Source organism: Dehalococcoidia bacterium (assembly GCA_022449765.1).
Taxonomy (GTDB): Bacteria; Chloroflexota; Dehalococcoidia; order Lucifugimonadales; family Australimonadaceae; genus UBA2963.
Window position 1 is genome coordinate 47,485 of the sequence record JAKUPZ010000011.1, and the last position, 13,452, is coordinate 60,936.

13 protein-coding genes are annotated in these 13,452 nt (G+C 44.5%); 4 read left to right on the top strand and 9 right to left on the bottom strand.

What is annotated here, in order from left to right:
* Positions 1–1,284 (top strand): MFS transporter, encoded by a 1,284-nt coding sequence (locus MK127_06205; GenBank protein ID MCH2532384.1) that lies wholly within the window; start codon positions 1–3, stop codon positions 1,282–1,284.
* A gap of 43 nt (positions 1,285–1,327) precedes the next feature.
* On the opposite strand, the gene MK127_06210 is transcribed toward MK127_06205, so the two are convergent.
* From MK127_06210 to MK127_06225, 4 genes are all read right to left on the bottom strand, one after another.
* Positions 1,328–2,593: a Rieske 2Fe-2S domain-containing protein gene (locus tag MK127_06210; GenBank protein MCH2532385.1), complete on the bottom strand. Its 1,266-nt coding sequence runs from the start codon at positions 2,591–2,593 to the stop codon at positions 1,328–1,330.
* Positions 2,594–2,631: 38 nt separating this feature from the next.
* Positions 2,632–3,174, bottom strand: coding sequence for a hypothetical protein (locus MK127_06215; GenBank protein MCH2532386.1), 543 nt, complete (start codon positions 3,172–3,174; stop codon positions 2,632–2,634).
* 6 nt (positions 3,175–3,180) lie between these two features.
* A complete protein-coding gene (locus tag MK127_06220) occupies positions 3,181–4,701 on the bottom strand; it encodes a tripartite tricarboxylate transporter permease (protein MCH2532387.1) in 1,521 nt (506 codons plus the stop codon).
* A 65-nt stretch (positions 4,702–4,766) separates the two neighbouring features.
* Positions 4,767–5,999 (bottom strand): hypothetical protein, encoded by a 1,233-nt coding sequence (locus MK127_06225; GenBank protein MCH2532388.1) that lies wholly within the window; start codon positions 5,997–5,999, stop codon positions 4,767–4,769.
* Positions 6,000–6,155: 156 nt separating this feature from the next.
* Here MK127_06225 and MK127_06230 point away from each other — a divergent pair, with 156 nt between their 5' ends.
* Complete coding sequence (locus MK127_06230; GenBank protein MCH2532389.1) at positions 6,156–7,172, top strand: amidohydrolase; 1,017 nt, start codon at positions 6,156–6,158, stop codon at positions 7,170–7,172.
* A 9-nt stretch (positions 7,173–7,181) separates the two neighbouring features.
* Complete coding sequence (locus MK127_06235) at positions 7,182–8,018, top strand: 3-oxoacyl-ACP reductase FabG (protein MCH2532390.1); 837 nt, start codon at positions 7,182–7,184, stop codon at positions 8,016–8,018.
* Positions 8,019–8,076: 58 nt separating this feature from the next.
* On the opposite strand, the gene MK127_06240 is transcribed toward MK127_06235, so the two are convergent.
* Positions 8,077–8,232, bottom strand: a complete 156-nt coding sequence (locus MK127_06240) for a DUF5679 domain-containing protein (GenBank protein MCH2532391.1) — start codon at positions 8,230–8,232, stop codon at positions 8,077–8,079.
* Between the two features lie 257 nt (positions 8,233–8,489).
* On the opposite strand from MK127_06240, the gene MK127_06245 reads away from it, so the two are divergent.
* Positions 8,490–9,599 carry an amidohydrolase gene (locus MK127_06245; GenBank protein MCH2532392.1) on the top strand — a complete coding sequence of 370 codons (1,110 nt, stop codon included), beginning with the start codon at positions 8,490–8,492 and terminating at the stop codon, positions 9,597–9,599.
* A 12-nt stretch (positions 9,600–9,611) separates the two neighbouring features.
* Here MK127_06245 and MK127_06250 read toward each other — a convergent pair whose 3' ends face one another.
* The 4 genes from MK127_06250 to MK127_06265 all read right to left on the bottom strand — a co-directional run.
* Positions 9,612–10,622, bottom strand: a complete 1,011-nt coding sequence (locus MK127_06250) for an amidohydrolase (GenBank protein MCH2532393.1) — start codon at positions 10,620–10,622, stop codon at positions 9,612–9,614.
* Positions 10,623–10,643: 21 nt separating this feature from the next.
* Positions 10,644–11,444: a dienelactone hydrolase family protein gene (locus MK127_06255; GenBank protein ID MCH2532394.1), complete on the bottom strand. Its 801-nt coding sequence runs from the start codon at positions 11,442–11,444 to the stop codon at positions 10,644–10,646.
* 42 nt (positions 11,445–11,486) lie between these two features.
* The gene (locus tag MK127_06260) at positions 11,487–12,377 is read right to left on the bottom strand and encodes an LLM class flavin-dependent oxidoreductase (GenBank protein ID MCH2532395.1); all 891 of its coding nucleotides are present in this window, start codon (positions 12,375–12,377) and stop codon (positions 11,487–11,489) included.
* Positions 12,378–12,449: 72 nt separating this feature from the next.
* Positions 12,450–13,452, bottom strand: a 1,003-nt coding sequence (locus MK127_06265; GenBank protein MCH2532396.1) for an aromatic ring-hydroxylating dioxygenase subunit alpha, incomplete at its 5' end; no start/stop codon positions are given.

The following is a 13,452-nucleotide window of genomic DNA, read 5'->3' on the forward strand; positions in this document are numbered from 1 at the left end:
ATGAATAGCAGACCCAATATACGACCGCGAATATCAATTTTCTGGCCATTTCGCAAAATTTATTATGGATGGGCAATTGTCACTGCCAGCATGTTTTCTGCAGCTGCTAGCGTCCCAATGCAAGGACCTATCATGGGCGTATTTCAGAGGCCCATTCAAGATGATCTTGGATGGACTTCAACCTCGATTTCCATAGGTTTTGCAATTGGGTCAGGTATGGGTGGTATAGGATCAATATGGGTAGGAAGGATTCTAGATAACAGAGGAGCAAGAGGCGTAACTGTCATCTCAGGAGCAATAATAGTCGGTTGCATGATTGGCCTAGCTTCAATGACACAAGTCTGGCATTTTTGGGGCTTATTCGGCTTAGCAAGAGGGACAGCAGCAGCTGGTGCACAACTTGCAACTATGGTTGCACTAGCTTCATGGTTTGTGAAGAAACGTGGCCGAATTGTTGGATTGTTAGGAGTAGGGCAACGTGTCGGGCAAGTAATAATGCCTATTCCAATTCTTGCAATTATTGTAACGCTGGGTTGGCGCGAAGCCTGGCTCGCACTGGCAGGGTTTGCGTTTTTAGCAATTGTTATTCCAAGTGCAATTTACATGAGACGCCGACCAGAGGATTATGGCCTCATGCCCGACGGGCAGCACGCCGCTGAGAATCTGCCCGCTAATTCCGTATCCGAATCAGCAGGTGAAGAGCTGTGGACACTTGCTGAAGCAAAGCGTACAAAGACGCTTTGGGCACTGATTATTGGTCAGGCTGCCGTAATTTTGGCGGTAAATGCAACAAATTTACACATCACAGCAAGCTTTATTGACAACGGGCTTACGCAAAGCGCGGCTGTAACAGCGACCACAATTTACCTAGCTGTTGCAGCACTTTCAGTTTTTGGTTGGGGTCTTGTCATGGAACATGTTCATACAAGGTTATTAGCAGTAATATCTGTGGCTTTATATTTTGTTTCAATGATATTAGCGATAGCAGCTAATTCGTTTTTAATTGCAGTATTTTTCAGCTTAGCCTATGGGTCTGCACTTGGAGTATGGACCGTAGTGAGCAGAATGCTATTCGCTAATTATTTTGGCAGAAAATCTTTTGGTACGATACGTGGTTTCGCAGCACCCATAATGTCTGGTGTAAGCATGATCGGGCCAATTTTCGCTGGCCTTATAAGGGATTTCACCAATGATTATGATTTTGCATTTTGGGTGTTCTCGTTAGTTTTCGTCATTGCATTAATTGCGTTTTCCGTTGCAAAACCGGTCAGTAAAAATTCATAATAAAAGCGATGGCGCTCTTGGGCGCCATCGCTTTTATTATGAATTAATGAGTACCTACCGGGTACATTTCTGGTTTAAGTGCTGACCAATGTTGATCTGCCGGAAGAATACGATCAATAGCACGAATACCGATAAATTCTCCTTGGCTACCTCGAGGCGACCCTCCATCACCAGCAACTTTTATAGACTCCAGAAGCAATTTTCGCATTGCAATGATTGCCCGATCGCTTGTTCCTAGTCGCTCTTGAGTTCTATCAGCTATAACACCCATCGTTTCCTGTAATGCACGATCTTGAGTATTCACTCCCACTATCCCAGTGAAATTTTTCGTGCGTTGCATGTCCCGATCCAGCATCCAATCATTACCTTTATTTCGCTGAGCAATAAAGGTAGTACGATCAATGTCTACATCCCATTCATTGCCCGTACCTTCAAGGGCTTTATCCTTAGCGTTCAACGGATTGTCATCCCATGTAAATGTCCAGTTGAAGACCATTGTGGTTTCGTCATCAATGGGAACCCAGCAATGTCCAGAGCTACGGGGTTGTACTTTTTCACCACTTCTACCAACTTGCCCCGCCCGAATTTGGTGAAAAGGCAATACGTAATGATATGTACGTATGTAATTGCCCTCATCTTTTGAAAGTGGCCGGGTAGAACTGTAGGTATATCCATAGTCAGTTGTTTCAACTTCCAAATAAGGAGCAGTGGAGCGAGATCGAAGAAGGGTTTTATCCGATAGGTCGTTGTTATGAAGGAAAGAAGAATGGGAAGTATCTATCCCACCTTCAACTGCTTGAACCCAGTTACATGTCTGGACCAATTTAGTAATTCCCCGATGTGTATCAGGCACTGTAGTCCATTCAAACATTGGAGGTGTGGGTACTCGGTCTGCCGGGCCGAGGTAAGCCCATATAACATTACCACCTTCCCATGTTTTATATGCCTTCGTTTTAACTTTATGCTTAAAGTTACTTTCTACAGGCTCATTCGGCATATCAACGCATTCACCGTTTACATCAAATTTCCACCCATGGTAGACGCAGCGCAATCCTTCTTCCTCATTCCTTCCAAAATACAAACTAACGCGGCGATGAGGGCAAGCGTCAGGAAGCAACCCAATCCGGCCTTTTGAGTCGCGAAACGCTACCAGGTCTTCGCCAAGGATTCTTACTCTTACTGGATCACAATCAGCATGTGGAAGTTCGAAATCCATCATAATTGGAATCCAGTAGAGCCTCATTGTCTCTCCCATAGGGGTTCCTGGTCCAACTTTAGTGATTAAATTGTTATTTTCTGCAGAGAGCATATTTCCTCCCAAAATCTGAATAATCTACGCCATCCAAGTTAATTTGCTTGAAAGGCATTCCACCATTCTACAACCAAAGGTGTATTCCACTCAGCCATTAAAATGTCTCCATAAATAAATATCATTATGGCTTCGAAAAAAATTGCAGGCAATATTGCCCAGTACCATTTTGCTCCTGCAAAAACCATTAGGTAAAGGATGGTATAACCCGGGACTGCAACATGAAATCCAAATAGCCATATGCCTATTAACAAGCCAGCGGTACTTCCAACCAACTTAATCCAACGCTTTGCTACTACATTGTTGTCTGCATCTGCTTCTAAGAACCCTGTGTCCATAATTTGCGCATCGGGGTCCGAAATTCGAGTTCGAAAGAGGCTAACAATCCTCCAAACCCAAAAGGGAATACCGAAGGCTATAGTTATTCTTGGTAATAACCACGCCCCAGTTCCCCATTCTTGTGAATCCCAAAGCATGTATGCAAAAACCGCACCAACTACAGCAAGAAGTACGACTTCACCAAGGAATTCAACTGAAAGAAATTTTTGACTATTGGTTTTTTCTGAATCAGAGGTAGTCATTTGTACCTAATCCTCGGAGCCAGAAGCGGCTTGAGAAGCCTGTATTTTTGCTGCGTTCCGCTGTACGCGCATTCCTATAACTGCGCCAATAAGCACGACTACTAGGATCGCGATAAATTGCGGACGTTGAAACATTGTCCACCCGTAAGTATTCACGGATAGCCAAAGGTATTTTTCAACAACTTCAGCCAAAACTATCGCAATTACAATAGGCGGGCGAGGCCAGCCATAGGCCTTCATAAAGAGCCCTAAAATACCGGCAATTGCAAACAAAGCCAAATCTCCTAGGGACTGGGACGTCTGGAATACTCCAATAACGATGATCGCCATAACCAAAGGAAACAATACATTCGGGGGAATTATTGTAACTCGTGCAATCAGCGGAGCGAACCGCAGTACTATCGGTACTACGATTATGTTCGCAAGTGCGATTGTCCAGACTAACGCGATTGTAAGGTCCAAATGCTGATCTAGCATTGGAGGCCCTGGTTGAATCCCGACCAAAATTAGCATTGCCAATATTAACGCCATTTGCGGGCTTCCCGGAATAGAGAAAAATAGAGTTGGGACCAAAACCCCGCCATCAACAGAATTATTCGAAGCTTCAGGTGCAATAACTCCTCTAATATCACCGGTACCAAATGTTTCGGAAGCACCTTTTTCAGTCTGGCGTGCCTGCGCATAAGCAATCCAATGAGCTGGTACCGCACCCAATCCCGGCATCATTCCCACAAACGCTCCGATCAATGATGATCTAACAATTAACCATTTATGGCGAAGAGCAGCGCGCATGCCTTTCTTTACGTCCCCACTTGAACCAGCTAAAACTTCATCGAGTCTATCTGTAGCAATAGAAGTATTACTAACGACCAAGTTTGCTAATTCAGGAATCGCGAACAAACCTAAAAGCATGGGGACCAAAGGCAAACCTTCCCATAAATAGCCAATACCCAAGTCTGCTCTTACTTCGCCACTAATGGGAGAAAAGCCGATTAAAGCAATTGCAAGTCCAAAAGCTGCGGTAAGTAGCCCTTTCACCATTGCTCCTGTACTTAGAAGAGCAACTGTGGCGATTCCCAATAGCCCCAAAAGGAAAAATTCAGCTGACCCAAAGACTTTTAGAATTTCACGAGCCACGGGCAAAACGGCCATCAGGCATGCTGCGCCTACTAATCCACCAATAAGGGAAGATAAATATACGGCGCCTAAAGCTTCACCAGCTCTCCCTTGCCGGGCCATTGGATATCCATCAATAATTGTCGCTTGTGATCCACGTGAACCTGGAACTCCGATTAATATTGATGGGATAGGCTCCGTAGCATCATTAGCAGCAGCGTAAAAAACAGCAGCAGGCAAAGCAATGAATGGATCAAGCTGAGAAGCAAAGCTTAACAAAAGGATAAAAACAGGTACTCCGCCAGCAATCATCACTCCATTAAACAGAGCTATTGGCGTAATGATTGCAAACGCAATTAACGGGCCTGGACTGAATAATTGTTGAGCAGCACTAACAGATGCTTCCCACATTCATCCCTCCTGGATGATATAAATACGCTCGGTACAGGAAATTCCTATACCGAGCGTATTTAATATTAATTAACTACTAACTTACCAACACCGCTCATTTCAAGAACCAATTCCCTTGTTGAAGGATCTAGATCTCGTACGCGTCGAACGATATCAAGCATTTCTCCTGATTTACCATACCCATAACTATCGGTATAACCAGCGATTCCAAGTGATTCTATAAATCCGTCGTCAACCATGATCTTGTCAAATTGATCCTGCCAATATTTTCTAACATCAGCTGGTACTCCCTCTGGGAGAATGAATACTCGCGAAAGATCAGTAACAAGCAAATTAGCCTGCAAAGCCTCTAGCTGCTTCGGGTCTACCGTTAATCCGGGAAGGTCGAGGAAAGATGGCAATTTACCTGTGTATCCCAATGTCGCTAAGTAGTCTGAGGATACTGGCTTTTTCTCGTAAAACAGTGGCACTAAACGGCCTTCCTCTGCCCATTCAGGAAATAGTCGTCCCGCTGTGCTAGGTCCGCATCTGTTCGTGAAATCTAACTCGCCTCGGTCAAATGCAGCCATTATTTCAGAAGTACCACCGTATCCATAAACTAACTTGAATGGGCCACCGTTCTTTGCCATAAACTCAACGGCAGGCTCGTTACCAGGGCCGGCCGCTCCCATGAGTAGAGGCCGTCCAAGAGCGAGAACTTCTTCCCAAGACGATGCAACTTTTTTGTCTACACAAAACACGTCACCTCTAGGCGAAAAAGTAGGTGAACCGAGGATGTATATTTTTTCCAAATCAAAATCGGTAATATCCCCTACAATAGCCTGCCTCTGGAACCATCGAGAGTGGACGGGACCAGTGGTCAAGCCGTCTGGGTCAGCATCCAGCAAAGCTCTAAGCCCTCTGTACTGGCCTCCTCCAGGTAAATTCTGAACTACAAATCGTGTACTTTCAGGGAAGTATTTCTCTGCGGTGGCTGAAACCAACCGGCTGAAAACGTCATACCCTCCACCTGGGCTAGTACCTGTTATAACCCTGATAGTCTTATTGCCAAAATATGCCTCTGCATCAAATTTAGGCTCTGGGGTTGCAGTAGGCGGTACAGGCGTTGCTGTAGGAGCAGCACTTGAAGAGCCGCTACTAGAAGGAACCGGCGTCGCTGTCGGAGCGGCTGCTGGAACCGGCGTCGCGGTAGGGGCGGGCTTAGGCGTAGGAGTAGGATCTTCTCCGCCACAGGCAATGCCAAAAGCTAGCAACGCCATAGAAATCATTGCAATACTAATAAAGCGATATACTCGCATTCTTATCCTCCTTTGATGCAGGCCAAATAGGAAGGTTTTGCACCAATTCGTGTCGGGCAAACTACCTATATCGAGCTCACATGTCAAATATTTCCGTAAAAGAGATATTATTATTTGGAATTTAGCATATTTTGCTAAATAAGAGGAGGTTTTACTATGGCGACTCTAACAATTGATGCGGACGGCCATGTTCGCGACACAGACGAAGGCATCAGGCCCTTCCTGGAAGCTCCATATAATGAGCGTCCTCGTTTAAGCGCAGGTGCGCCAAGAGATGGGTTCGATAATACACTTGGCAACCGTGCTGGTACTCGTGTAGTTGATACAGCTGTTTGGGTTGATGCTCTTGAGCGAGGAGGGCTGGATTTTTCAGTTCTCTACCCTACCGGGAGCTTGGGAGCCGGCTGGATCCGAGAGTCTGATTTTGCTGAGGCGCGCGCATCAGCCTATAACAATTGGCTTCATCACACATACATGCAAACTGATTCACGATTCAAAGGTGTCGCGATGCTCCCAATTCAAAACCCTGTTAGTGCGGCCAAAGAGCTTGAAAGGTGCGTTACCAAACTGGGTATGGTAGGAGGAATGCTACCTGAAGGTCCATATCTTTATGGGGATAAAAAATTCGACGTTATTTTTGAGACAGCCCAATCACTCGACGTCCCTCTTGCAGTGCATGCAGGAGGGAGACTTACTGGAAGTTACGATGAATTTCTTTTCGAAAACCTCGCTCAAGTCCATTCGCTCGGGCACGCTTTTTTCCAAATGAAACAATTTGTAAGCATCGTTCTATCTGGTATCCCAGAAAAATTCCCTAACCTAAAACTTGCTTTCCTTGAAGCAGGATGCGGATGGGTCTCATATATGTTAGACCGAATGGATGAGCGATTTCATATACGTGGGCATGTAGATGCTCCATTGTTATCAAAAAAACCAAGCGATTATTTAAAATCCCGCAATATATTTATTTCTTGTGAAGCGGAAGAACGTTTGCTTCCCGCTACATTAGATATTATTGGCGAAGACATAGTAGTGTTTGCTTCTGATTTCCCGCACTGGGATACTGAGTTTCCTGCAAACCTAGAACATTTGCGGAACCGTCAAGATCTCAGTGATTCACAAAAAGAAAAAATTCTTGGATTGAATGCTAAGCGACTCTACGGTTTTGAATAGAGGAATATCATGTATGACTTATCTGGAAAAGTGGCATTAGTTACTGGAGCGGGAGGTGAGCACGGCTTTGGGCGTGCAATTGCCAATCGGTTAGCTAAAGAAGGAGCGGATGTTGCAGTGAATGATGTTTCAATCAATCCCTATTCAACAAAAGCGAATTCATGGTCAGGCCTAGAAGATGTTGTTACTGAAATCAAGGCAAAAGGCAAAAATAGTATTGCGCTTGTCGGTGATGTATCAGACAGCGCTCAGGTAGATGAAATGGTTCAGGAAACAATTGATCATTTCGGAAAAATCGACATCTTAATAAACAATGCAGGATCACGGCCTGGGCCTGATCGGGTGCTTCTTGTAGACCTTACAGAGGAAGCATTCGACGAAGTTCAACGTATCAATGTTAAGGGAACGTTCCTTTGCACAAGAGCAGTTGCCCGGCATATGGTGCAAAGGCAAGGGCCAGGGAAAATAGTTAATATTTCATCGACTGCGGGAAAAAGAGGGCTTCCAAGATACGCCGCATACACCGCTTCAAAATTCGCTTTAGTCGGGTTTACTCAATCGGTTGCCCATGAGCTAGGTGAGTACAAGATAAATGTAAATGCCATCTGCCCTGGGCTTGCAGAAACCGAAAGAGTGATTCACATAGCGAATGCAGTTAAGCCTGAAGGTACTGATACTGATTTGCATCTGAGGAAAATGATAGAACAGAGAGCCACCGTGAATCCGTTAGGAAGGATCACAGAAACGGAAGATATAGCCAAAATGGCAGCGTTCCTCTGTTCTGAGGAAGCAAACTATCTCACTGGACTAGCGCTGTCAGTATCGGGCGGAGATGTTATGTATTAGAAGCGCAGGGGGCAATATTGGTCAGGCCCCCCGAGCTCCTTAGTGACAAATCGTCGAGTTATCCCATCTGAGCGATGGTTTTACCAATAATGTTAAGTCCAGTGTTGCAAACACCGCACGTACCTTTAATGATTGGCTTACCATTTTTTGTCTGCTCGTCACGAGGACCGGACATATCACGCTTATCCCTACATTTAACACAGTATGCTTGCATGGTGCCTCCTTAGGGGCTATCTCACCCCAACTGCGCTCCCAATAATACGTGCAATAACTCTTTCTGCAACTCTTTTTATAGCGCTTTTTTATCGATTTTTTGTCAATTTCAATAGATTCATTGATTCCAGAGGTGATTTTTCATGGCCGTTATCAATTAGTGGGGCCAAAAAACTGGACAAATTACGTATTTTCAGTCATGGTGAGTAATAGACCCTTCGCACTCGTAATTGAGCAAGATTTTATTAGGAAGTTATTATGGCTGAAATAATCGACGCAGATACCCATATAATTGAACACCCAGGTGTTTGGGAATACTTTTCCGAAAAAAATTACCACCGCAGGCCGCAGCTTGCGTCGGTTGAGGCAACTGAAGCGGGGGGAAATAGGGATTTCGTGTGGCTAATCAATGGTAATGCTGTGCCAAAAAAACACGGAAAAGGAAGCTATGCAGTAGCCGTTGGTGGTTCTGATTCTGAAAACAATCGTACGGACATCAGAAATGAAGTTCGTTACATTACAGATCCTAAAGCGCGTGTTGAAGATATGGATAAAAGAGGTGTAGATAAAGAAATTGTTTTCCCTACTGTTTTACTAGCCTACATCACTGATGATGTTGAACTAGAAATTGAAATTTGCAAAAGCTACAACACTTATATGGCAAATGCATGGCGCGAAGCAGGTGATCGCATGCGTTGGGTTGTAGTGCCACCGTTGCGCAATATCGAAGAATCAATCAAGCAAATTGAATATGCTCATGACAATGGGGCGGTCAGCGTTTTCTTTAGAGGTGTAGAGGGTGATCGTTCCCTTGCAGAGTCTTATTTCGCTCCCGTATATGAGACGGCAAATCGATTAAACATGGCCATCAGCATTCATACCGGAGGAGGATCACCAGGAATGCTCCAAGTATTCGATAGGTCATTTTCTCATAATCTCCCGCACGTTCGGTCTTTACCATTATTCGCATTCCGCGACTTAGTGGCTCATAAAATCCCTGAAAAATATCCAAATCTTCGATTTGGCTTTATTGAAGCATCTGCTTCTTGGGTACCCTATGTAATACACCACATGAAACGTTCAGTAAGAGGAGCAACATTAGGAGCTAATCCAGATGCAGCGTTGGAATACGGTCCACAATTGTTTAAGGATTACCGCCTCTATATCGCCTCTGAGACTGACGAAGATATTCCTTACTTACTAAATTACATTGGTGAGGACAATATAATCATGGGCTCCGACTATGGGCATCAGGATCAATCCAAAGACAATGGAATGGTAGCCGTCATGCGCAATCGAAACGACATTGAACCGCATGTCATTGAGAAAATATTAACCAGCAACCCTGCAAAATATTACGGTATATAAATTACCCGTGCCTCATAGTTTCAAAAGTCTGCGAGCATTCAACTCGTAAATTTTTTCTTTATCTTCAATTGAGGCAGTTATTCCGTCCATCACACTGAGCGTGGATCTTATATATCCGGAACCTTTTTCGGGGTCAAATGGCGCATCTGAAGCAAAAAGGACATGATCTGCACCAAAAAATGCGAGCCCACATTCAGTCGCTGGAATAGAACCAAAGGTTGCGGTATCGGCATAGAACATCCGGAAATAATCATAAGGACGTTTTTCTAATCGAGCTAAAGTACCAGCCTCATGAGGGTCATCGCTACGCCTTCCAAGCTGGTCCAGCCCAGGGCCTACACGGCCTTCGAAAAACGGAACCATTCCGCCCAAGTGATGAGTAATTATTTTGATATCAGGGTGCTTATCAAACAATCCAGACATCACTATTCGACCCATAGCAACGCTTGTCTCATATGGCCATCCAAAAGCCCACCACATGTCATACCATGATCGGTCTTCATCTACATAATCAGCAAATTGAGCAGAACGAGTAGGATGCAGCCATATCGGAAGATCGTATGCAGCCATTTTTTCAAATATTGGCATAAGCTCCGGGTCATCTAATGCACGGCCATTTACATTAGTAAAAATTTGAATCCCACGGGCACCCATTTTCCCTACCGCTCTGTCAATTTCATCCAAAGATGCTTGGACATTATTCATTGGTAATGCCGCCACATAGCCAGGGAATCGATCAGGGTACTTATTAGCAACCTCTGCCATACCGTCATTTGCAATCTGAGCCAATTCCGGGCTGTCTTCCGGACCAGCTACAACTTCAATTGGAGGCAAATTAAGCGAAAAAACCTGCTTGTAATCCTCCCCAAATTGATCAATCTTCTCAAACCTTGCATCAACGTCATACAACATAGGAATTGCGGAGACGCGTTTCATCATGTACGCCCCTCCTTCACTCATGCTCGTAATCTTGTCGAAGTATGGCTTTGGAAGTATGTGATTGAAAATATCAATTTTTTGCATTTTGTCCTCTAATCTGTAATCTCATTCAAGTCGTACGTTATTAGCAAAATTGTATCCTGAGGAAATATCACTCTCAAAATCCCATATAACTCTTTCGCTAGGTTCAGTAGAAAAAGCATTTTCTAAATAATCAAGAATTTCTTTCCAAGCATATTCTGTTGGCTCAGGCCTATATCGCCCAGGCATTGTGTCATTAAACCAACCATGAGGGGCATCTTTGTAGATTCTAAATCTGTAGCTTTTATAATGCGCTTCAAGTGTATCCCTCATTTTCCTGATTGCATCGACTGAAATGATATGGTCTGCCTCTCCAAATAAACCCAAGACGCTGCAATTAATTTTTCTAATGAATTCATGAATGGATACGGGATGTTCTTCGGTTGGCGACCATTCTATTTCCTCCGGCCCTCCGTATAAAGCCACCACCGCTCGAGTATCAGGGCGATTTGCTGCGTATAGCATAGGCTGCCGTCCAGTTTGGCAAACCCCAATAATACCAATTCGTTGAGGGTCAGCATAATTGGTAGATGAGAGAAACTCTATAACTTCATCTATGTCTTCTAACGCCTCATTATCTCTGATGACTACTCTTGCAGAGCCTTCGGACAGGGCTTGCTTATCTCCCTCAAAACGGTGGAATAAATCGGGGCACACACCAACATAACCCGCGTTAGCAAGCTTCACTGCCATCTCTTTAGGGTGCTGTACTACACCATACCGCTCATGCAACCACATGACTGCAGGGATAGTAGCCTTGCTAATTGCGCTAGGTTTTGCCACCCATATCGTCTGGCCACTTGGTAGTACGTGGGAATCAATCATTGCTTTCTACACATTTCAATGCATTACTCTGAGTATTCAAGATTAATAATACCTTGCAACAAAATCTGCCAGTCGGTCAATTTGCTCCAAATCACCAATGCCGGGCTCTAAAACAAGCTCATCGCAACCAATTTCCTCATAAGCCCTGAATGCTTCGATTAAAGACTTATCATCTGAAGGTACTAAGACATCCATACGTCGCGCAGCCTCGCCACGAAATGAATAGTACGAGCGGATGGAATCAGCTGTTCGATCGGCTGCATATTTTCCCCAGGCACAAGTTAATCCTGCTACCAGTCGCGGACGGCCAGGCTTTTCGGCCTCTTTCCAAGCATCTTCTACAATAGCAAAGTATTCTGAAACTTCCTTTGCTTGATTCGACGGAGAACTGCCAGCACTTCCGGCAACATAACCGTCACCTAGTCGACCTGAGCGTCTAAGTGCTGCTTCAGAGCGACCTCCAATTAATAATTCTGGACCGCTTTTTCGTGAGTAAGTTGGACCTATTGGTCCTACTCCTTCACGAAAAGATTCTCCATTCCAAATTTTTTTCATTTCCTCAATCTGCTGCTCCATAAGGCGCCCGCGATTTTTCATCTCTGCACCACTGGCTGCAAAATCATCAGGACGAGAACCCACACCTATCCCAAGAACAAATCTACCTCCCGAAATTGAGTCAATACTCGAAACCTGTTTGGCCATTATTGCTGCGCTTCTTAAAGGAGCAACAAGAACTGTAGGCATAAGGCGAACCCTAGAGGTAACTGCTGCTGCTGCTGCCATTACTGTTAAAACATCATGATTTCCGTAAACTAGCCGATCAATTTGGGCAAGTGAAGAAAATGGCCCTTCATCTGCGCGGATGGCCCAATCGACAACAATATCCCCTTTATTTGCAGGTATTAATTTAGGAAGCGCTATCCCTATTTCCATGTATCCCTCCGAGTCATTTCCAAGATAGCTTGTAAATTACAAACCCGCTGTGCATGACCATATTTTAATTTTTTATTGCCCAACTAACTTTCGCCTGGCTTCAGCATCCTCACCGCCTTCAACGCCTCTTTGGTTCAATATTGGGCTATATTTACTAGCCATACCTTGGCGCTGATACACACTTCCCCCAGTCCCAGTTCCACCTACATCATTAGGGTTAATTTTTGCAGCCAATTCTCTTGGATACTCCGTAATCATTCCATGATAAGTATTTTCTTCTTCAGTCCTAAAAGTGTTGATCGGATCACCACCGTCTTCAACTATTTTGATATTGTCTTCAAGCATTTGCCTGAACATGATGATCCCTTTGTCTGATCGTCCTAGGTGTTCACCTGTTCTATCCGCAATTGCTCCTTGGGTAACCCACGCTGCCAAATCTTGAGCAGAATTAGAGTCCAATAAAACGTATTGGGGCTGTGAGTTCTCATCTAGCTCAATGACCGGTGGTTGAAAGAAAGGTATGTCTTCAAATTTTTGTTCAGGAGTACTAGATTCTTTTTGGTGGCACATAACCCACCAATGCGCCGTATGTGTATCGTCGATAGGAACTCTGATTTGGACTGCAGGTCCAGTCATACCCCATTTCTCACGATCAAACCCATCACCGCCTTGGCGCAAATAATACGGGAAAATTATTGGGTGCCCTTCTCTCCATGAAGTGTCTTCTTCGGAGCCACCTTGCATAACGCGCCGTTTATATATGCCATATTCAAATTCAGTGAAAGCTATTTTTTCATGATTGCGAATAGTTCGTTGTTTATCAGTCTCGCTTCTGACTTCAGAGATAAAATTTGACCAGTAGCCATGAAGCCACTCGAGGTGCACGGGATCCAGTGAATTCTCCTGGCATTGCAACCAGTTACACGCAAGCTCCGCATATCCAATATCGCGAATGACATCCTCAATGGCGAAGACGTCCCAATTGGGAACTAATGGAGCAGGCTGTGGTCCAAGGTATGCAAATACCAAGCCTGCTTTTACTTCTACCGGGTATGCCTTCATCTGGATTTTGTCT

Coding starts and splice junctions, on each gene's coding strand:
- MK127_06220 (MCH2532387.1), bottom strand. CDS start 4,701: ATGTGGGAAGCATCTGTTAGTGCTGCTCAACAATTATTCAGTCCAGGC.
- MK127_06215 (MCH2532386.1), bottom strand. CDS start 3,174: ATGACTACCTCTGATTCAGAAAAAACCAATAGTCAAAAATTTCTTTCA.
- MK127_06225 (MCH2532388.1), bottom strand. CDS start 5,999: ATGCGAGTATATCGCTTTATTAGTATTGCAATGATTTCTATGGCGTTG.
- MK127_06230 (MCH2532389.1), top strand. CDS start 6,156: ATGGCGACTCTAACAATTGATGCGGACGGCCATGTTCGCGACACAGAC.
- MK127_06255 (MCH2532394.1), bottom strand. CDS start 11,444: ATGATTGATTCCCACGTACTACCAAGTGGCCAGACGATATGGGTGGCA.
- MK127_06245 (MCH2532392.1), top strand. CDS start 8,490: ATGGCTGAAATAATCGACGCAGATACCCATATAATTGAACACCCAGGT.
- MK127_06250 (MCH2532393.1), bottom strand. CDS start 10,622: ATGCAAAAAATTGATATTTTCAATCACATACTTCCAAAGCCATACTTC.
- MK127_06240 (MCH2532391.1), bottom strand. CDS start 8,232: ATGCAAGCATACTGTGTTAAATGTAGGGATAAGCGTGATATGTCCGGT.
- MK127_06235 (MCH2532390.1), top strand. CDS start 7,182: ATGTATGACTTATCTGGAAAAGTGGCATTAGTTACTGGAGCGGGAGGT.
- MK127_06205 (MCH2532384.1), top strand. CDS start 1: ATGAATAGCAGACCCAATATACGACCGCGAATATCAATTTTCTGGCCA.
- MK127_06260 (MCH2532395.1), bottom strand. CDS start 12,377: ATGGAAATAGGGATAGCGCTTCCTAAATTAATACCTGCAAATAAAGGG.
- MK127_06210 (MCH2532385.1), bottom strand. CDS start 2,593: ATGCTCTCTGCAGAAAATAACAATTTAATCACTAAAGTTGGACCAGGA.